At 48.3% G+C, this 18,945-nt stretch carries 16 protein-coding genes; 10 read left to right on the forward strand and 6 right to left on the reverse strand.

Going from position 1 to position 18,945, the window contains the following annotated elements; genetic code table 11:
• The first annotated feature begins 5 nt into the window (after positions 1-5).
• Both ACFTRD_RS01330 and ACFTRD_RS01335 read left to right on the forward strand, forming a co-directional pair.
• On the forward strand, positions 6-1,670 hold the full coding sequence (locus ACFTRD_RS01330) for a glycoside hydrolase family 172 protein (RefSeq protein WP_379377261.1): 1,665 nt from the start codon (positions 6-8) through the stop codon (positions 1,668-1,670).
• Entirely contained in the window at positions 1,667-3,091 is a 1,425-nt protein-coding gene (locus ACFTRD_RS01335) for a GH32 C-terminal domain-containing protein (protein ID WP_379377263.1), read from the forward strand. Before ACFTRD_RS01330 ends, ACFTRD_RS01335 begins: the two co-directional genes overlap by 4 nt.
• A 153-nt stretch (positions 3,092-3,244) precedes the next feature.
• On the opposite strand, the gene ACFTRD_RS01340 is transcribed toward ACFTRD_RS01335, so the two are convergent.
• The 6 genes from ACFTRD_RS01340 to ACFTRD_RS01365 all read right to left on the reverse strand — a co-directional run bounded on the left by ACFTRD_RS01340 (position 3,245) and on the right by ACFTRD_RS01365 (position 10,045).
• Entirely contained in the window at positions 3,245-4,237 is a 993-nt protein-coding gene (locus ACFTRD_RS01340; RefSeq protein WP_379377265.1) for a LacI family DNA-binding transcriptional regulator, read from the reverse strand.
• A 41-nt stretch (positions 4,238-4,278) separates the two neighbouring features.
• Positions 4,279-5,367, reverse strand: coding sequence for a glycoside hydrolase family 172 protein (locus tag ACFTRD_RS01345; protein ID WP_379377267.1), 1,089 nt, complete (start codon positions 5,365-5,367; stop codon positions 4,279-4,281).
• A gap of 21 nt (positions 5,368-5,388) precedes the next feature.
• Positions 5,389-6,222, reverse strand: coding sequence for a carbohydrate ABC transporter permease (locus ACFTRD_RS01350; protein ID WP_247901047.1), 834 nt, complete (start codon positions 6,220-6,222; stop codon positions 5,389-5,391).
• A 1-nt stretch (position 6,223) separates the two neighbouring features.
• The gene (locus ACFTRD_RS01355) at positions 6,224-7,099 is read right to left on the reverse strand and encodes a carbohydrate ABC transporter permease (protein ID WP_379377270.1); all 876 of its coding nucleotides are present in this window, start codon (positions 7,097-7,099) and stop codon (positions 6,224-6,226) included.
• A 90-nt stretch (positions 7,100-7,189) separates the two neighbouring features.
• A complete protein-coding gene (locus ACFTRD_RS01360; protein ID WP_379377272.1) occupies positions 7,190-8,512 on the reverse strand; it encodes an ABC transporter substrate-binding protein in 1,323 nt (440 codons plus the stop codon).
• Positions 8,513-8,581: 69 nt separating this feature from the next.
• A complete protein-coding gene (locus ACFTRD_RS01365; RefSeq protein ID WP_379377274.1) occupies positions 8,582-10,045 on the reverse strand; it encodes a GH32 C-terminal domain-containing protein in 1,464 nt (487 codons plus the stop codon).
• 329 nt (positions 10,046-10,374) lie between these two features.
• Here ACFTRD_RS01365 and ACFTRD_RS01370 point away from each other — a divergent pair, with 329 nt between their 5' ends.
• From ACFTRD_RS01370 to ACFTRD_RS01405, 8 genes are all read left to right on the forward strand, one after another.
• Positions 10,375-10,821, forward strand: coding sequence for a hypothetical protein (locus ACFTRD_RS01370; protein ID WP_379377276.1), 447 nt, complete (start codon positions 10,375-10,377; stop codon positions 10,819-10,821).
• A 32-nt stretch (positions 10,822-10,853) separates the two neighbouring features.
• A complete protein-coding gene (locus tag ACFTRD_RS01375; protein ID WP_379377278.1) occupies positions 10,854-12,092 on the forward strand; it encodes a sensor histidine kinase in 1,239 nt (412 codons plus the stop codon).
• Complete coding sequence (locus ACFTRD_RS01380) at positions 12,089-12,769, forward strand: response regulator (protein ID WP_379381104.1); 681 nt, start codon at positions 12,089-12,091, stop codon at positions 12,767-12,769. Before ACFTRD_RS01375 ends, ACFTRD_RS01380 begins: the two co-directional genes overlap by 4 nt.
• A gap of 205 nt (positions 12,770-12,974) precedes the next feature.
• Complete coding sequence (locus ACFTRD_RS01385) at positions 12,975-14,786, forward strand: ABC transporter substrate-binding protein (RefSeq protein WP_379377280.1); 1,812 nt, start codon at positions 12,975-12,977, stop codon at positions 14,784-14,786.
• Positions 14,787-14,876: 90 nt separating this feature from the next.
• Entirely contained in the window at positions 14,877-15,887 is a 1,011-nt protein-coding gene (locus tag ACFTRD_RS01390; RefSeq protein WP_079349874.1) for an ABC transporter permease, read from the forward strand.
• Between the two features lies 1 nt (position 15,888).
• The gene (locus ACFTRD_RS01395; protein ID WP_379377283.1) at positions 15,889-16,725 is read left to right on the forward strand and encodes an ABC transporter permease; all 837 of its coding nucleotides are present in this window, start codon (positions 15,889-15,891) and stop codon (positions 16,723-16,725) included.
• A gap of 4 nt (positions 16,726-16,729) precedes the next feature.
• Positions 16,730-17,872 (forward strand): ABC transporter ATP-binding protein, encoded by a 1,143-nt coding sequence (locus tag ACFTRD_RS01400; RefSeq protein ID WP_379377285.1) that lies wholly within the window; start codon positions 16,730-16,732, stop codon positions 17,870-17,872.
• Positions 17,873-17,932: 60 nt separating this feature from the next.
• Positions 17,933-18,733: an ABC transporter ATP-binding protein gene (locus tag ACFTRD_RS01405; protein ID WP_379377287.1), complete on the forward strand. Its 801-nt coding sequence runs from the start codon at positions 17,933-17,935 to the stop codon at positions 18,731-18,733.
• Positions 18,734-18,945 lie beyond the last annotated feature (212 nt).

An 18,945-nucleotide genomic window follows, 5' to 3' on the forward strand; every position in this document is an offset into this window, starting at 1 on the left:
CTGACATGAATCGAACGGAGCAGCAGTTCCATACCTATCAAGACCTCGTGAAGCGATTATATGATCTTGAGTCGCTAGCGGTACCGCCGCAGGCTGGAGAAAAATCGGGGTGCTTCTCAAGTTTTGACCGAAACTCTATTTATAATGCCGAGACGGGCTTATACGAGAATTGGGGAGCCAATGATGATGGAGGAGGCTTCATTCGTAAGGAAGGAGAAAGCATCGTCGCCATGGAACTAGACGGTCCTGGCGTGATCTGGAGATTCTGGTCTGCACTTCCTGAGGACGGGCATATCCGGATTTATATTGATCACGCCGATACCCCCGTGATCGATCAGCCCTTCCGGGATTATTTCGATAAATTCAATCAGGAAGGGCCGCCATCCAATTTTCCGAATCTGTCTCCTATTTTGTCCCGCGGAAGAAACTGTTTTATCCCAATCCCCTTCCAAAAACATTGCAAGGTGTTGCTGGATAAAGGTTGGGGAGCCTATTATCACATAACGTATACCTCGTTCCCTTCCGAAGTCCAACTGCCCTCTTTTGACGGCAGTATCTACAAAGAGAGTGCTATAGCACTGGCCGAAGCAGACCGGTTTTTACAGCAAAGGGGAACGTACTCTTTTATGAAAAAGGAAGGGTCCTCCGCCGAGAGCGTTACGGTATCCGTACCGGCAGGCGGCAAAGCGTTGCTTTTGAATAAAAAGGGGGCTGGCGCTATTTCCATGATTCGGATTAGGACAGACCTTGGACGAAAGAGCGAGGAAAAGCAGCGGATCTTGACCAGGCAGTTGGTCATCTCGATGAGATGGGACAATGAAGAAGCTCCTTCCGTATGGGCTCCACTGGGTGATTTTTTTGGAAGCGCACCCGGGATCAAGCCGTACCGAGCCCTGCCTCTGGGCATGAATGAACATGAAATGTACAGTTATTGGTACATGCCGTTCTCGGAAGGCGCCAGGATCGAAATTGAAAATGATGGAGTCGAACCGTGCGAGATAGCGGCTGATATCCAGTATACTCCCTTAACGACATCTCATACGGACGATCTCCTACGTTTTCATGCAAAATGGCACCGGGATGATTATCTGTATCTGGATACGGGCCGATTCAAGGAAGGCGGGGATCGTTGGCCGGATTGGCCTCTGCTGCTAACGAAAGGCCGGGGAAGGTTCTGCGGCGTTCATCTGCATGTGTACAATACCTGGGAGAAACCAGATGAGGAAGCCGAAACATGGTGGTACGGGCGATGGGATCGAAAAACGATTGATTGGTGGTGGGGAGAAGGAGACGAGAAATTTTTCGTGGATGGCGAATCCTTTCCGTCCACGTTCGGAACGGGTAGCGAGGACTATATTGGCTATGCTTGGGCAGCCGAGCCGCCTTTCCCGATGTTTGACAGTGCTTTCGCCAGTCAGCCGTTTATCGAGTTGGATGCAAACGGACATACCTCGGTTAACCGATTTCATATTTGTGACAATGTTCCCTTCATGGACTCCTTCGAAGGATTTATTGAGAAATATAAAGGGAATCAATGGGGCCCAAATAATCAATGTTTGTATGCCGCCACTGTTTATTGGTATCAGGAACGAGGCACAAGCGATGCGTACATGCCTGTTCCGGTGAATGAGCGCTTAGCTACTTTAACCATTAGGAGAGATGAAGGATGAGGGAGTTTTTCTACCGGCCGGCTAACGCCTGGGTCGGAGACGTTATTCCATATTATGAAGACGGGGAGTTTAAGTTATTTTATCTTCACGGATGGAGGGATAACTATCGTGAGGGCCTTGACCACGGCTGGCATCTTGTCGGAACAAAGGATTTCGTAAATTATCGGGAAGAAGGAGCTTGCAAGATCGAAGGCGGCACCGGTCATATACTGAAAGTGGACGGAATCTACCATATGTTCTACTGCATATTTCCAGAAGGCAAGCAGCTGGTATGTCACGCGATCAGCAGAGACTTCAAGACTTGGGAAGCGATCCCTGAGGATACCTTTGCGGCTGATGACCACATCTATGAACTGTCTGATTGGCGTGACCCCTTCGTATTCTGGAATGAGGAGGAAGGTCAATACTGGATGCTGCTCGCAGCGATGGCGAAAGGGCCAACCAATCGAAAAGGATGTACTGCACTGCTGTCATCCAAAGATCTTCAAGCCTGGGAGTACCGCGAGCCCCTGTACGCACCGAATCTGCACGTAGGGGCTCACGAATGTCCCGATTTGTTTCGGATCGGGGAGTGGTGGTATTTGATCTACTCCTCTTATACCGGGCGATTTGCCACCTTTTACCGGATGAGCCGTTCCCTGGATGGCCCATGGATTACCCCAAAGGAGGATACTTTCGACGGACGGGCTTTCTATGCGGCCAAATCCGTGGATGACGGGCAGAAACGCTACCTGTTCGGTTGGAATCCAACGAAAAATGACGATTTATTCGGCTGGAATCCGCCGAAATCCCTTGGCAAGGATTACGATACTTGGGACTGGGGCGGGAATCTGATCGTGCATGAAATCGTTCAGCGTCCCGATGGCAACCTCAGCGTAAAGGTACCTGAAACGGTCGATGCCGCATTTACGGATGGGTTTCCTATACATCTCAATGGAATTGCAGGAGATTGGATCCAGTTGGATAGCTCGCTTTCCTGCGAGTCTCCGTATGGGTTTGCCGGCTGCACCAGCCAGGAGGATTTGCCTGATCAATGCAAGATATCTGCACACGTCTCATTTTCCGGGGAAACGCAAGGTGTTGGGTTCATGTTACGAACAGAAGACACTTTGGATGCAGCCTATTATCTCACATTGGAACCGCAACGAAACCGTATTACCTTCCGGGGGGCGATAATGCAGTCGGAAGAGGGCGGGAAAACGTTTCCTTATGAGGTTGAACTGGAACGTCCCGTTCAGCTTGTTCCCAATCATCCTTATGAAATCAAAGTGTTTATTGACGGAACGATCTGCGAAATGTATGTAGATGATCAAATTGCAATGAGCGCCAGAATGTATGATATTCAACGAGGGAAGCTTGGCTTGTTCGTTAGCCAAGGTAGTGCCCAATTCAACAGTGTAAAAATCACAATCAGAGTATAGGATTCCCGGTGGTATAGACCGATAAATTGGTCGACGAGATATTTCAAAGTCTAGCTGATGAACGTTCAATATAGAAAAACGGGGCTGTCCCAGCCATGTTTATGACTTATGGGACAGCCCTGTCTTGTATGCAGTATTTGGAAAATATCGATATTAGCTCGTTCGTCGAACCATTAATTCTGTCGGGAACACTTCTTCGACATGCGCGATGGGCTGTCCGTCGGACTCAATGGATTCGATCATCAACTTGGAGGCAGCCACGGCCAATTCGCTGATGGGATGCCGGATCGTCGATAAGCTCAGCAGTTCGGAGATGGTCGGCATATCGTCCACACCCAAAACGGCAAGGTCTTCAGGAAGTGACAGGCCTAAGTCTTTGCATGCCTTTAAGGCCCCGATGGCGCAAATGTCACTTAAACAAAATAGCGCTTGCGGCAACTGGTTGGTCTTGGCAAGTTTTATCACGGTATCATAACCAAAATTCTCAGTCATATCTCCTGTAATCACGGTCGTTAGTTTTCCGTTTTGCTGCAAGGCCTCGCTGGCGCCGTTTAGTCTGTCGTCAAATCCGGGTACGTGACCGTGCGGATAAGTCAATACCAACAGATTGTGATAACCACGGGATAATAGGTGATTCACTCCAATTTGGCCGCTTTGGTAGTCGTTGACACGAAGTACGTGCGCTCCGTAGGATGAATTGTGGCGTCCAACGGTAATTACCGGCACGTTAAGGTCCATTAGCTTGGGCATGAATTTTTCCGTATCTATGGTTGCTTTAACGATAATTCCGTCGACCATCTGGATGTTCATGAAGATTTCTTCAAAGTCCAATAGGATTATTTTATATCCGAGTGCCTTCAACTGCTGCTTAATCACTTGGGCAAAATGGAGGAAATATAAGTCCTCAAAATAACCGTCGGAGGTATTGTCGGATAAGACAAGCCCAATCGTGTGCATTCTGCCGGTAATAAGGCTTTTCGCAATAGGGTTCACTTGGTAACCCAACTTCATTATCGAGAGACTGATTTTTTCCTTCGTCTCCAAGCTCATTTTCTGAAAGTTGCCGTTTAGAAAATGGGAGATTGTTGCGGGCGATACACCTGCGTCTTTTGCGACTTGAACCAAGGTGACCCTTTTCTTAGCCATTTTTGTACCTCTACTTATGTGTATTGCGAATTCTCCTCTAATTAGCGCGGGCGTCTTTCCAATACGCCCGGCAGTTCGGGAAACGCTTGATGTGGTTCGGTTTGGTACCAGTAGCACACGGAACTCACGTCGTCGCTTCTTTCGAATAACGCTTTTCCATCATGCCCGATCTGTTGGACAGTGACACGTAAATCCTCTTCAAACAAAATGGGATCAAGGATATGCCAACGATAGAAACCCCGCATCGGACAAGCAGCTCCATCGTAAATATGCGATCTTGTATTGTCTTTCACCTGGAAATGCGGGAAACCCATGAAGGGAGTCGAATACGTCTGTTCCTGCACCGGGTTTCCATTGTCGTATTTCACGAAGCCCCAAGCGCCGCCGAAGTAATCCTCGGTCCCCGTCCCGCAGATGGTCGGCCAATCCCGGTCACCGTCGAGATAAAATTTCACTTCCCCTTCGCCATACCAGTATCGGGACAGGGAAGTCCAGGCCATATAGGTACCGATATATTTGCCTCTTCCTTTAATTCCATCAATAATCGTATAATCCTGCTTGAGTCTGGTAGGATTTTCCCGGCGGAATTGGGCGTGAAAATACTCCGTATCCCCAGGAAGCTCATCAACCAGCATGTAATCAAACTGGTAGAAAAACGCCTCGATCTCCTGAGGATGTTCATTTGTTACGGTTACTTTGGCGGCTTTTTTGAATGGCATCGCAAAGTAACTGTTCATGCCACCGACCGGATTAACGACAACTGGTAAGGAATTGACGATCGCTCTGGTGCCGAAGCCGTTGCAGAAGAAGTCGCCTAGTGGGACTTCCACGGAAGGAGTATCTTCATCGTCCCAATACATCCGTAATACTAGATCGCGCAGCACGAACCAGCCGGTTTCGGTTTGGTCGGTAACGGTCATCCAAATGTGCTGGATAATTCCTGGGCCTTCAATATCAACAAGTGTGGCGGATTCGCCTTGTGCCAGTGAGATAAAGGCTTTGCCTTTCCGGGCAGTTCCCAAGGGACCCGTAGCCTTTCCGCCTTCTCCTTTCAAGCCACGGGGATTTTCCGCCGTGATTGCTCTGCTTTTTCCTTTCATTCTGCCAAAAAGTTGATTCATGGACTGCATGGCTCATCTCTCCTTATTTTCTTATCCTTTAACTGCTCCGTCAGAAACGCCAGCCATCAAGTATTTGTTTAGAAATAAATAGATGATAATGATGGGGATGATGCTGATGCTGATGGCGGCAAACGTCTGTCCCCAATCCGTCGCCCCGAAGGCTCCGATGAACTCCTGAAGCCCAACGGAGATTGTTTTGTACTGCTTGTCGTTTGTAAACGTGTTGGAAAAAATAAAATCATTCCAAATGAGAACAAAATTGATCGATGCGACCGTGATCGTCGTGTTGACGGTAAGCGGAGAAATGATTTTATAGAACACCTGATAAATATTGCACCCGTCGATGACGGCGGCTTCGATCAGTTCATTAGGTACGTAACTGTAAAAGCTGGTGAAGACTAAAATCGATAAAGGCAAGGCAAATCCGACTTGTGGAAGGATTAGCGCCAGATATGAGTTCAACAGTCCGAAGTCCTTGTACATAATAAATAACGGAATTAAGGTGACTTGAATTGGAATCATGATACCGACTGTAAAGAACAGCAGCAGCTTTGAATTTAGCTTGAAATTCATTTTGACGAGGGCGAACCCCGCTGTTGAGCTTAAAAAGACGATTAACAGCAGGCAGCTGAATGTAACGATAGCAGTATTTTTGATATAAAGCAGCAGGGCGCTATCCCGGAATACGGCGCCATAGTTATCTAACGACCATGACGTCGGCATGGAAAAGGGCTTTGTTGTCAGTTCGATGCTTGATTTGAAGCTGGACAGCATCAGCCAGACAACCGGGTAGATCTGCACGATCAGGATTGCGATCACGATAAAATACAACAGGAAGGACAAAGCCTTTTTTTTGGATGGCATGTTATGCTTCTCCTTTCCTGGAATTGAATATGGCCCGGATAATAAGAACGGCAATAAGGCTCTCAATCACAATAAATACGGCGATCGAGCTTCCATATCCGAATTGGTTGGTAGCAAATGCTTTTTTGTACATATACGTTGTAACCAGTTCGGTCGTCGAACCTGGCACACCGATGATATAAGGGATATCGAAACCTCTCAGCGCACCAGTAGTGCACATGATGAGAGCCAAACTCAGCACATGCTTGATGCTCGGCAATTTGATATGTCGGATCAACTGCCAGCCATTAACGCCGTCTATCGTTGCAGCCTCCTCGATTTCTTTCGGAATCGCAATCAATGCCGCATAGAAAATGACCATGTACATCCCCGTAAATCTCCAGCCTTCGGGGAGGGATACTGCAATCAATGCGGTGTGCGGATCGGATAACCAGGCGGTTTGCAAATAGCCCAGTCCGATCCAATCCAAGAACATGTTCAGCAACCCCAACGGCTGCAGGGAATAGAAGTTACGGAACATCTGCGCAATGGCGACGGTGACCACAACGGCCGGCAAATAATACAGGGTTCTGAAAATGCCGGCTCCTTTTTTGACGTACGAGAGCAGCAATGCGAAAAACAAACCGATAAACACCTGCATGAGCACAACGATCACAACATACACCAAGTTATTTTGAACAGAATTCCAGAAGTAGGGATCTTGAAACATCCTGGTATAGTTGCCCAGCCCAATATATTCGGCGTCCTTTATTCCGTTCCAATCTTGGAAGCCATAGTTCAGCGACTGAATGATCGGGACAAAGACGGTTCCTAAATAAAATAGCAAGGCTGGCGCAATGAAAATGAACCATGCCTTCTTGTCCTTGAGCACATTCATATGGAATCTCCCCATAAAAGTTTATTTTGAGACGCTTCGTGACAGGCCCCCTCGGACCTTCCCGGGTGGGTGGCTGTCTGAGCGTAACAACTAGTTGGTGGCGTTTTGAGCGATGGTATCGTCGATTTGATTGGCGAACTCTTCCGGTGTCATGGCCCCCATCATCAATTTGATGACTAAATCGCTCATGACCGAGTTCGTATCAGGGTCCAGCAAGGTATCCCATGGCTTGGCAAATTCTGAACCATAGTTATCCATATCTTTTTTAACCCGTAGGAATAGTTCGGAGAACTGGGTTTCGTCTTTAATCGTAAATTTGAGCGGAGACATCTGCTGCTTGGCAACATAGACGTCACTGTAATTTTTCAAGACATAACTCAGGAAGTCCTTGGTGGTTGCGTCGAATTTGTCGGCCGTGGCGGCTAGGCCGATTCCACTGTTTCCGAAAAATTCATTATTCGGCGTTTTGGCGTTGGCGATGGTTGGCAAGTAGAAATAGTCCACGTTGCCTTTTAGGTTTTCCGGCAGGTTGTCCTCTGTAAAGGACGGGATTTCCCAGGTACCCATGGTATACATGGCAGCTTCACCATTGAGGAACATGTTCTTGGCTGTTGTATAATCCGTCGTGGCAAACCCTTCCTGGAAGTATTGACCGATCTCCTTCGCGAAATTCGCCGCTTGCATTCCGACTTCGTCGCTCATTTTGGACTTTCCTTGGCTCAGATTCCGGGCAAATTCATTTCCGGTGGCCCGGAATGGAATCATGGCCGCGTAGCGCAGCAATGGCCAAACGTCAACGCCGTCAACGGCAATCGGGGTAATGCCCTTGTCCCTAATCGCCTTGCTAACCGTGATCATATCCTCGATGGTTTTTGGAACGGCAAGGTTATTCTCCGCGAATATTTTCTTGTTGTACCAAGTCATTTCCAGATGGTATTCCATGGGAAGAAGGTACAGGCTTCCATCGGGTAGTTCCTGGTATTTTAGCGCAGGTTCGTAGAACTGATCGTACAAGCTTTGTTCGTCTAGGAACTGCTTCATGTCAACCAGCATTCCGGCATCCGCGAGCTGTTGGGCGTACGGATCGGCATCCATATCGATAAATTCAGGCGCTTCGCCGGAAGCGACAAGTGTTCTTAGTTTGGTCAAATAGGAAGGTCTGTCAGACGTAACTTGAATATCCAACTTGAACCCAGGATGATCTTTCGCATACCGGTCTGCCAATTCGCGCATTGTCTGCACGATGGCTCCGTCTGACGGACGGGCCGACAGCCATGTAATGGTTTTGCCGTTGGAGGCATCAGACGAGTTACCCTGCTTGCCGGCGTCATTTTTCGACGATCCGCCGCAACCCGCGAGAGCGGTTGCAACTAATGAGAAGATCGCGAGAAGGGAGATGATCTTAGACATCATTCTCTTTTTTGCCATTTTAAAGCCCTCCATGTTTTATTATTTTCATTAAAATCACTTTTGAGATTCCGTTTACCGCTTAGCTGCTGTCTTGAGCTTGATGTCATGAACTTTAACGGAACCCTCGTTCGCAAAAAAGCCGACATGGCCAGTTTTGAAATGGTAGACTCGCGTAGTCATCGCGATGGAATCGTTGACATATAGACACAAGATGTCATCTTCCAAAATCAGTTTTATCGTAATGCGGTCGTGCAGGGCGAACTGAAACGGTCTCTCCAGTTCGATCATTTGTGGTTTATCCCCGGCAATTTGCCATTGGAAAAAACCGGGCTCGGTTCTTGGCCACATGTCGAATACGACTCGATTGTGAAATGGATCGAATTTAATGAAATATCCGGTGTCGAGAGTTTTGTCGGTTCGCAGCGCAATGCCGAAATCCTTCGCCTCTTTCCAGTCTGTAAACGATGCTTCGATCAGGACTTGGGAAGGCAATTCATTCAATACACAGTAAGCCAGTCCATCAGGAGACTCCAGTTCGAATTGGCTTCCAGCATGGCTACAGTTGTTCTCCGCTACAAGATTGAAGTCTGATTCTTTATTAAAATGCTCATAGATCGACTGAGGTATCCTTACGAGCAAGTCGCCGTTATCGTTTGGATAAACTTCATGAACGACCAGGGTTCCGGCCCATTCCCAGTCACCGTAATCGCTTTCATCCTGTTTGGAAGGAACCCATCCGAAGGCGTATCTTTGTTGGCCGTCCGAGGCTGTTTTCGCGGCATAAAATCCTCTGCCGTCAAAAGTGTCCGGAATCGGAGAAGTATATACGCCTGTGATGCTTTTGCTTTTTTTGTAATGCGTCACAAACTTTTCACTAAACGTTGAGTAGACCAGATAGTGCCAGTCTCCCATTTTGAAATAATCCGGACATTCCATAGTGATATATTTGTCCGGGCTGTAGAATGGTTCCCGATGTTTCCAATGCACGAGATCATCTGAAGTGAGAAGAGCAATGCACCCGCCTCGCTTTTCGGAAGAGTTCATTTGTCTCGAAGTAACAAGCATCCAGTACTCTTGCTGTTCTTCGTTAAAAAACACAAACGGATCTCGCCAATCGAAGAGTTCGTAAAAAGTTCCGTCTCCATAAAGCTTGAAATGTACATCTTTCGTCCAATGGATTCCGTCGGTGCCGGTGGCTTTCAAAATGACTTGTAATGGCTTTCCGTCAATGCAAAAGTCGGCGTTGGGATTATGCCCGGTGTAGAAGAGGTGATACATGCCGTTCGGATCCTTAATTACCGAACCGGTATATGCGTTCCGGTCGGGATCGGATTCGCTTCCATTGGGGAGAGCTACTCCGTAATTTTCAAAATCCAAGCCGTTTTTGGTTGTGAGAAGGTTCCACGTCGTATGATTTCCGTAATCTCCACCGATTCTTTGGTCATGGAGATAATAGAGCTTGTACTCTCCATTGTCGTAGAACGGGATCACATCTCCGACCCAGCCGTTTTTTGGTTTGTAAAATACTTTCTTCATCGCATCATCTCCAATTGGTAAATCGTTTTACAAACAAATAATAACACAAGTTTTTTCAATGTCAACGTTTACATTTGCTGATTTGTGCTGATTTAACAGATTGTTTTATATTTATTTTACAAAAAAATAAAAATAGTAGTGAAACGTTTTTCCAATAATTTTACCAATTCGTCTGAACAAGAACTTGCATTCTTATCCGATAAAACGGCTAAGCCCCTGGATGGAAGAGGTCAAGAGAGCCAATCCATCTGTAGGTGGACTTAACTCCCGCTGAATTGGGCTACACTGAATGCAGTCGAAGAACTTATGGAGAAAGTGAGGAAAAGCATATGATCAATATTGTGATTATCGCCGTCATTGTTCTATTGTTATCGCTAAGAGAAAAAGAAGTGAAGACCTCCCGTTTATGGATACTGCCAGCAATCCTTGCGTATTGGGTGCTTTCGAGCGTAATAAAGACTCCGCTAACGGTAGGCAGCATCCTGTTATATATTGTTTTTCTCATCATAGGTTGCGGGATTGGCGCGTGGCGTGTACATCTGGAACAGCTTCGAATCCATCCAACCACGGGCAAATTGGTGTCCAAGGGATCGTTAGCCAGCAGCTTGCTCCTGATCGTGGTTATGGTACTGCGACAACTCGCCAGCCAATGGGATGTGCATCATGCCGTGGTTTCATTAAGCAGTGCACTGTTGTTTCTGCCTTTGGGAAGTATCGCTGCCCGGCGTTATTTTCTGTATGCCAAAGTTCAGCGTTTTCAAGGCAAAAGTGTATAATGGTCCTAACTTCGTGACTGGAAAGGATAGCTATGCAGAACAAGCCAATATATACGCAGATTCAAAAGGTTGTGCTGGATCATACAGCAGATATCATTTTAACGTTGTTGCTGCTATACAGTCTGATGGAGCCCTTCAAAGAACTGGCGTGGATCGATGTGGGTGCAGGACTGATTGTTAGGCTGCCATACCTTATGTTGGTTTGGGTTCCACAATCACTTAGAAATGAGCGGATGCGGACGTTAGGGGTATTGGTGATCTGGATAGTGACGCTGCTCTATGCCCAGTTCTTCCAGGCCGAGGATCGCATATTTGAATTAAGCTTTTATCTCATCGGATATACTGCGTTGAAGCTGCCCATCCATCGTTCTTCGTTGCTTGGCATTATGATCCTCATTGGGAATGCGGCACTGCTCTATATGGATGAATACGACCCAAATCAGATTTTGGTGTACTCAATGGCTCACGCTGTAACCTATATTCTGTGCTGGGCTGCGAGAATCAGGCGTGAAAGCAGACAGGACAGCAAACGGCATTATGAGGAATTGCAGAAGGTGCACGCTGAATTGACACAAGCCCATGAGGAGCTTCAGGATACACATCAGGAATTGGAGCAGGCTACCGTGCGGTTGATGCAGTATGCCGTACTTGAAGAGCGGAGCCGGATCTCGATGGACTTGCACGACAGTGTGGGCAACCGATTGACTTCCATTATTGTTCAGCTCCAGGCTTTGCCTTATATGGTGAAGATGGATGCAGCGGAAGCGGACAAAGCAATGGGGACGGTGCTCGAGGTGGTCAGACAATGTCTTCAGGAAGTTCGAACCGTTGCTCATCAGATGGGTAGCAATGAAGCCGGTCTTGGGCTGGTCGCTTTAACGAGTCTGGTGAATGAAATACGAGAGATGGCCAGTTTCACAATCAAACTCACTCCCCAAGAGCAGACGAGTCATTGGACACCGGAAACGTCTGAATTATTGTACCGTGTACTTCAGGAAGCGTTAACGAATATCATTCGTCATGCCCAGGCTTCGCAAGTGAAGGTGGACATATTGGAGAAGGAGCAGCAGCTTTACATGATTGTGGAGGACAATGGAATATATCGAAAAGAAAGTCCGATCTCGCCCGGTTTCGGGCTGGCAAGTATGAGAGCAAGGTGCGAAAGGGCAGGCGGTTCCTTGTCCATTGATACGGTCGACCCACAAGGAATGAGACTAACCCTTGCCATCCCTCAAGTTATGAAGGAATTTACGGGAGGTGAAGAACAATAATGGAACAGGACATACGTGTATTACTCGTGGACGATCAGCATCTGGTCCGGCATGGTTTACGTTTTATTATAAATGCACAGCAGGATATGGAAGTCGTTGGTGAAGCTGGTGGGGGACATGAAGCAGTCCGTCTGGCAGCTGAGGTTCGTCCGCATGTCGTATTGATGGATGTGCAGATGGAAGCAGGAGACGGACTGGAAGCGACAGCGGGATTGCTGAAGATGCTGCCTGACTGCAAGGTGGTCATCCTGACCACGTTCGATCATGAGGATTATGTGTACAAAGGAATACGTGCTGGCGCCGTGGGTTATCTGCTTAAGGATGCGGCGCCAGACGAATTGGTTGATGCGGTTCGGGCTGCGTACCGGGGAGAAGCGATATACCGAACAGCTGTGGCAGCCAAGGTGATTGGTCTTGCCATTCGTTCAACTTCGAGTCATTTGGATTCGGTGAAGGAAACGAGGGTTAACGAACAACTGCCGGAACCGTTTACCGGGCGGGAATTGGAGGTTTTGCAGCAGATGGCCTACGGATTACGGAATGAGGAGATTGCTCGCAAGCTTTTTATCGGAGAGAGTACGGTCAAGACTCATGTACATCGTATTTTGCAAAAGATTCAGGTGGAAGACCGCACACAGGCGGTCGTCTTTGCCATTCGTAATGGATTCGTCAAGTAAATCGTTCTTCATGCTGTCTGGAGCAACAATCCAAATTCACCAATAACCAGCTGCCCCCTTACGGTGCTGGTTATTTGGCATGTCCCCATAAACAATGTCTCTAAATTGAGAAAAGAGATGGAATGTTTGGTGTGAGATAAGTCATAGAATAACTTTAAGTAAGCGCTTCCAATAATATCAATATGAATTCACGGAGGGGTTCAGAATGCGATTTAAGAGAGCTGCCACACCGCTCGTCGCTCTGTTCATGTCGGTCACATTGTTTGCCGGATGCCAAAGTGTTCAGCCACCATCAGTAAGTGAACCACAAGGGACGGTGGATACACCGACTACGACAACCCAGAATGAACCTGCACCACAGACCAACAAGGAGACACCACGTAATGAGACCTTGTATATCAACGGGCTGCAATGGGGACCACCAACCAACTTTAATCTGCTGAGCGGAAATCCTGCATTTCCTGTGAATTACGGCAACTCCAGGGAGTTGGTGTACGAGACGCTGTTCATGGTGAATCAGCTGGATGGCGGCCTTGAACCGCTCTTGGGCAAGTCGTATGAATGGACGGATGAAACCACACTGCGCATTGAGCTGAATGCAGATGCGAAGTGGAGCGACGGGACGGCTTTTACAGCAGATGATGTTGCATACACCTATGAACTGGGCAAAAAATACGATATCAACTGGAGCAGCTTCTGGACCTACATCAGTGAAGTGAAAGCGGATGGAGCTCAGGCCGTGGAAATTAAGCTGAACCCTGATAACCCTAACAAGCTGACCGTACTGGACAGCATTGAACTGATCCCGATGCTGCCGAAGCATATCTGGGAAGAGATCGAGAAGAAGAACAATAATGATCTGACCGCGATTCGTAAAGAGGTTAATGACAATCCGGTGGGTACCGGTGCGTATAAGCTTCATTTTTACAATGATCAGAAAATCACAATCATCCGTGACGATAACTACTGGGGGCAAAAGTTGTTCGGCAAGCTGCCTGCACCGAAGTACATCACCCATGTGATCTACAAGGATAATGCCGCGGGTGATCTGGCATTCAAGAGTGGGCAAGTGGACGTCTCCCAGCAGTTTATCCCTCAGGTGTGGAAGATGTGGGAAGGCGGGGCCGCCGTCAAAACGTATCTGAAGGATGCGCCGTATTATCTGCCCGGTTCGATGCCAAGCATTTTCTTCAATCTGTCCAAAGCCGGACTGGATAATGCTGACGTTCGCCGTGCGATAGCCATGAGCATCAACTATGAAAAAATCTCAGAGCTGGCCATGAGCGGATATTCCGCACCAATGCAGCCTTCTCTGACCTTGAACTCGGACGCCGAGTCCAAATATATTGACCAGGATGCCATCAAGTCGTTGCAATGGACGATGGATATTGAAGGAGCCAACGCCTTGCTCGACAAGATTGGAGCGACCAAAGGCAAAGACGGTATCCGTGTCCTTAACGGCACACGTCTTGGACCTTTCGAGATTGAATGTCCTTACGGCTGGTCTGATTGGAACGCTGCCCTGGAGATCGTAGCGCAGAGTGCCAAGGCCATAGGGATTGAGATTCGCACCAAATTTCCGGAATCGCCGGTATGGACCAATGATCTGCAAACTGGCAAATTTGATATCATCATGAACACACCTGCGGGCGGGGTCAGCCCAAGCCAGCCGTGGAATCGTGCAATGACGATCATGTATTCCAAAGGGGTTGCCCCAATGGGCGAGATGGCATTCTGGAACTGGGGACGTTACCAGAATGACCGCGCAGACGCCATCATCGAAGAGATTCCATCCGTGTCCGACGAGGCAAAGCTGAAGTCACTGTACACTGAACTGAATACCATCTGGCTGAAAGACATCCCTTCCATTCCGCTGATGTACAGACCATGGGTGTTTGACACCGTGAACGAATCGGTCTGGAAAGGCTTCCCAACCGCAGGCGATGGCACCAACATTCCGCCGCAAATCTCGATGGACGGCGCAGGTATTAAGGCATTGTATCAGATCCACAATTAAGGAACTCATATTGAATCAGGACACGATGAAGTAACACGCCACTTCAGACATAAGGCCCTTATCCGCTAAACTTGGGGGGTGCTAAATCCTATGAATGCCTATTCCAGATATGTCGCCAAAAAAGTATTCTGGTACGGCCTGACCCTGGTCATCGCCATCGGACTGAATTTTATTTTGCCAAGATTGATTGAAGGTAACCCGGTGAGCATGATCGCTTCCAAAATGACGTCAGGGATGACCGACTCGGATTCCATCAAGCGGGTGTATGAGACGTTTACGGTTGAATTCGGCATTGATCAGCCGCTATGGACCCAATTCGGCATTTATTTAAAAAATCTGTTCACAGGCAATCTGGGTACGTCTTTCGGATTGTACCCGAAGCCTGTGACGGACATTCTGGCCTCCGCCGTCCCCTGGACGGTGGGGCTTCAACTTCCGGCCATCCTGGTCGGCTGGCTGATTGGCAATTTGCTCGGCGCCATTGCGGCGTACCGAAAGGGTGTTTTTGATAAAGTGCTGTTCCCGGTCGCGCTGTTTATCAATTCCATTCCTTTTTTTACTCTGGCTATTATTATGCTGTATGTCTTTGCGTTATCACTAAAATGGTTTCCGTTGTCCGGGGGATATGACTTCCAGATGGTGCCGCAGCTAAGCTTCGACTTTATCATGTCCGTGGTTCGCCACCATACCTTGCCGTTCCTCTCCATCGTGCTTGTGACCATTGGTGGTCAGGCCATTGGCATGCGGGAGATGTCCATCTATGAGCTGAATTCAGACTATGTGTTATACAGCAAACTGCTGGGTATTCGCGACGGCCGAATTGCACGTTATGTGTTCCGTAACGCCATGCTGCCGCAAATTACGGGGCTTGCGCTCTCCATCGGTACGATGGTCGGAGGTTCACTCATCTGTGAGATTGTCTTCAGTTATCCGGGCATCGGCACATGGTTGTTCACGGCCATAAGGCAACTGGATTACCCACTAATCTCGGGGTGTACGCTGTTGATTGCCATTGCTGTATTACTTGCCAATTTTACCATTGATGTTATCTATGGCTTCATTGACCCGCGCATCAAGGCCGCTCAAATGGAGGAACAATGATATGAAGCATTCGATCTCTATTTTGCTGAAGTCACCCAAATTCATGATCGGTGCGGTGACTTTTGTCGGCATGCTGCTCTTGGTTACGATCTATCCGCTTATCAATCGCAGCGATCCTCTGGAGATGATTGCGATGGCATTCCAGCCGCCGGGTGATGGCTTGCTGCTGGGATCGGACAATTTTGGACGGGACATTTTCCTTGAATTGATGTATGGCATCCAAACCTCCATACGAGTGGGACTGATTGCGGGTGTGTTTGCGACTGTTATTGGTCTCGTTATGGGCCTGGTGTCTGGTTATATCGGAGGGATGCTGGATAACTTTCTGACGGCAATCACCAATATTTTCATCGTCATTCCTTCGTTTATCATCCTGATCCTGATCTCGGTCAGCATTGATTCACGCAGCTCTTTGGTGACGGCAATTATTATCGGGATAACCAGCTGGCCCTGGACGGCCCGGGCTGTGCGGGCTCAAACGACATCTCTACGCAGCCGGGATCATGTGCATATTGCGAAAATTTCGGGACACAGTACGCCGCGTATCATTATCCATGAGATTTTGCCGTATATCGCGTCTTATGTAGTGATGGCTTTTGTGCTCCAGACGGCATCGGGCATTCTGTCCGAAGCATCCATCTCCATGCTGGGCCTTGGACCGTATAATACGATCTCACTCGGCATTCTGATGAACTGGGCACTCGTTTTTGAAGCTCCGGTGGCAGGAGCGTGGTGGGCTTTCATTCCAGCAGCGCTGGCGATTGCCATCATTACCTTCTCGCTTTATCTGATGAATACGGGCATGGACGAAATTTTCAATCCGAAAATAAGGAGCTAAGACCATGAACCAACCTATACTTCAGGTTAGCGGTCTCAAAACCTATTACCGTACCCGGCTCAAGGAGAACGTCTTTGCTGTCGACGGGGTGGAGTTTGGACTGAAAGAGGGGCAGACGTTGGGCATTGCAGGGGAATCGGGCTGTGGCAAATCAACGCTGGCACTCAGCCTGATGGGCTTTTATTTCCCGCCGCTTCATTATGGCAGTGGTTCGATCCGGATCAACGGTACCGATATTATGCAGCTGAACAAAGAGCAGCTTCGTTCGCGCATTTTGGGCAAGGAAATTGCCTATATTCCGCAGGCCGCCATGAATGCACTGAACCCAACGCTGCGGATTATCAGGTTTATTGAAGATATTATGAAGGAGCATCGTCCGGAGATGAAACGTCCGGATGTGCGGAAGATGGCTACCGAACGTTTCCAATCACTGAATCTGTCTCCGGATGTGCTGGATATGTATCCAAATGAATTGTCTGGCGGTATGAAGCAGCGAACGGTTATTGCCATCTCGACGATTCTGAATCCGAATGTGCTGATTGCGGATGAACCTACTTCGGCACTGGACGTCACTTCTCAGAAGGCAGTCATTCGTTTGTTGAAAGATTTGCTCAAGCGCAAGGTCATCAAGTCACTGGTGTTCATCACCCATGAGCTGCCGCTGCTGTACCATGTCACGGATGAGATTATGGTGATGTATGCCGGGGAGATTGTGGAACGAGGCACGGCAGAGCAGATGATATTCAATCCACTTCATCCGTACACCCGCAAGCTGATGGGCTCGATCATTGTGCCGGAAGAGGGCATGAAGGAGCACAAGCTGGCTGCCATTCCCGGTGCACCACCGAATCTGAAGAATGTCCCGGAAGGCTGTCGCTTTGCAGAGCGCTGCACGCTGGTGACTGACGAGTGCCGCCAAGGCAAAATCGAGAACATTCATGTCGATGGGCGTATATATCGCTGTCTCCTGACACCGGAGATGCTGGAGCAGATCAGGGAGCAGGAACAGGAACAGGACGGTCAATTAGAACAGAAGCCCGTGAACGAAGAGTCACAGGAAAAGGAACAAAACCAGGAGGAAAACAGCTCACATAAAGAAGAAGTTCGGGATGCTCGAACTGCCACAGACGATATTGCAGATCAATGAAATGATTCCTTCTGGGCGTAATGGGCTCGGAACAAGGCTCCCCGAAAGGAGTGAGGTAGTATGGCAATGGGCAAGGTGCTGATCAGCGGTCGCCATCTGACCAAAGAGTACGGTTCAGGTCACCGAAAAAAGGCAGCGGTGGACGATGTCAGCTTTGATTTTCATGAAGGGGAGATTATCTCCATCGTTGGAGAGAGTGGCAGCGGCAAGACGACACTTGCGAAAATGATTATGGGTTTGCTGAAGGAAACAGGCGGGACAATTGAATACGATGGCAAGCCAAGACAGTTGAAGCGGTATCGTGAACGCAAAGCCTATTGGAAGGACATCCAGGCCATTTTCCAGGACCCGTTCTCTTCGTTCAACGTATTTCACCGGGTGGAAAAGCTGCTGGTGGATTGTATCAAACTTCAGGGACTGAAGCTGAACAAGGACGAAGAATATGCCAAAATGAAGGAAGCCTGTTCCTTCGTCAACCTGAAGTTTGAGGAATTATACAATAAATATCCGTTTGAGCTGTCCGGTGGACAGATGCAGCGGCTCATGATTGCCCGCATTTTCATGCTGCATCCAAAGGTGTTAATTGCCGACGAACCGACGTCTATGGTGGACGCATGCTCTCGTTCAACCATTTTGGATATGCTGCTGAAGCTTCGGGACGAGAACCGTATGACCATTGTGTTTATTACGCACGACGTGGGTCTGGCTTATTATGTGAGCGACACAATCTGTATTATGGAGCATGGACGAATGGTGGAGGCAGGAAGAGCCGAGGAAGTCATTCACCATGCGGAGCATCCCTATACCAAACAATTAATCAATGACGTACCCAAAATTCATTCTCCCTGGGTGCTCGATTGACTCAAATGACACAAATCAAGCCCTGGACCGTTTTGAGCGGAACAGGGCTTCTTATTGTCCAAGATGAAAGGTTCGTTTTAGCGAGTGGGTGGTTGTGGCGTCTGTGCAGACTCTGCTGATGGGGGTGTTGAATGGGTGTGATCTTCCGTGTTATTCTGGTTTGTCTGCTTGCCGGAATAAAAGTTAATGATATCATCAACCGTAGAAAACAC

Origin of the sequence: Paenibacillus sp. NPDC056933, from assembly GCF_042674385.1 — a bacterium.
Lineage (GTDB): Bacteria > Bacillota > Bacilli > Paenibacillales > Paenibacillaceae > Paenibacillus.

Bases quoted from the DNA above. Each gene is read 5' to 3' on its own strand.
- ACFTRD_RS01340 (WP_379377265.1), bottom strand. From the start codon at position 4,237: ATGGCTAAGAAAAGGGTCACCTTGGTTCAAGTCGCAAAAGACGCAGGT.
- ACFTRD_RS01335 (WP_379377263.1), top strand. From the start codon at position 1,667: ATGAGGGAGTTTTTCTACCGGCCGGCTAACGCCTGGGTCGGAGACGTT.
- ACFTRD_RS01365 (WP_379377274.1), bottom strand. From the start codon at position 10,045: ATGAAGAAAGTATTTTACAAACCAAAAAACGGCTGGGTCGGAGATGTG.
- ACFTRD_RS01350 (WP_247901047.1), bottom strand. From the start codon at position 6,222: ATGCCATCCAAAAAAAAGGCTTTGTCCTTCCTGTTGTATTTTATCGTG.
- ACFTRD_RS01405 (WP_379377287.1), top strand. From the start codon at position 17,933: ATGGCAATGGGCAAGGTGCTGATCAGCGGTCGCCATCTGACCAAAGAG.
- ACFTRD_RS01370 (WP_379377276.1), top strand. From the start codon at position 10,375: ATGATCAATATTGTGATTATCGCCGTCATTGTTCTATTGTTATCGCTA.
- ACFTRD_RS01400 (WP_379377285.1), top strand. From the start codon at position 16,730: ATGAACCAACCTATACTTCAGGTTAGCGGTCTCAAAACCTATTACCGT.
- ACFTRD_RS01345 (WP_379377267.1), bottom strand. From the start codon at position 5,367: ATGCAGTCCATGAATCAACTTTTTGGCAGAATGAAAGGAAAAAGCAGA.
- ACFTRD_RS01330 (WP_379377261.1), top strand. From the start codon at position 6: ATGAATCGAACGGAGCAGCAGTTCCATACCTATCAAGACCTCGTGAAG.
- ACFTRD_RS01375 (WP_379377278.1), top strand. From the start codon at position 10,854: ATGCAGAACAAGCCAATATATACGCAGATTCAAAAGGTTGTGCTGGAT.
- ACFTRD_RS01385 (WP_379377280.1), top strand. From the start codon at position 12,975: ATGCGATTTAAGAGAGCTGCCACACCGCTCGTCGCTCTGTTCATGTCG.
- ACFTRD_RS01355 (WP_379377270.1), bottom strand. From the start codon at position 7,099: ATGAATGTGCTCAAGGACAAGAAGGCATGGTTCATTTTCATTGCGCCA.
- ACFTRD_RS01395 (WP_379377283.1), top strand. From the start codon at position 15,889: ATGAAGCATTCGATCTCTATTTTGCTGAAGTCACCCAAATTCATGATC.
- ACFTRD_RS01390 (WP_079349874.1), top strand. From the start codon at position 14,877: ATGAATGCCTATTCCAGATATGTCGCCAAAAAAGTATTCTGGTACGGC.
- ACFTRD_RS01360 (WP_379377272.1), bottom strand. From the start codon at position 8,512: ATGATGTCTAAGATCATCTCCCTTCTCGCGATCTTCTCATTAGTTGCA.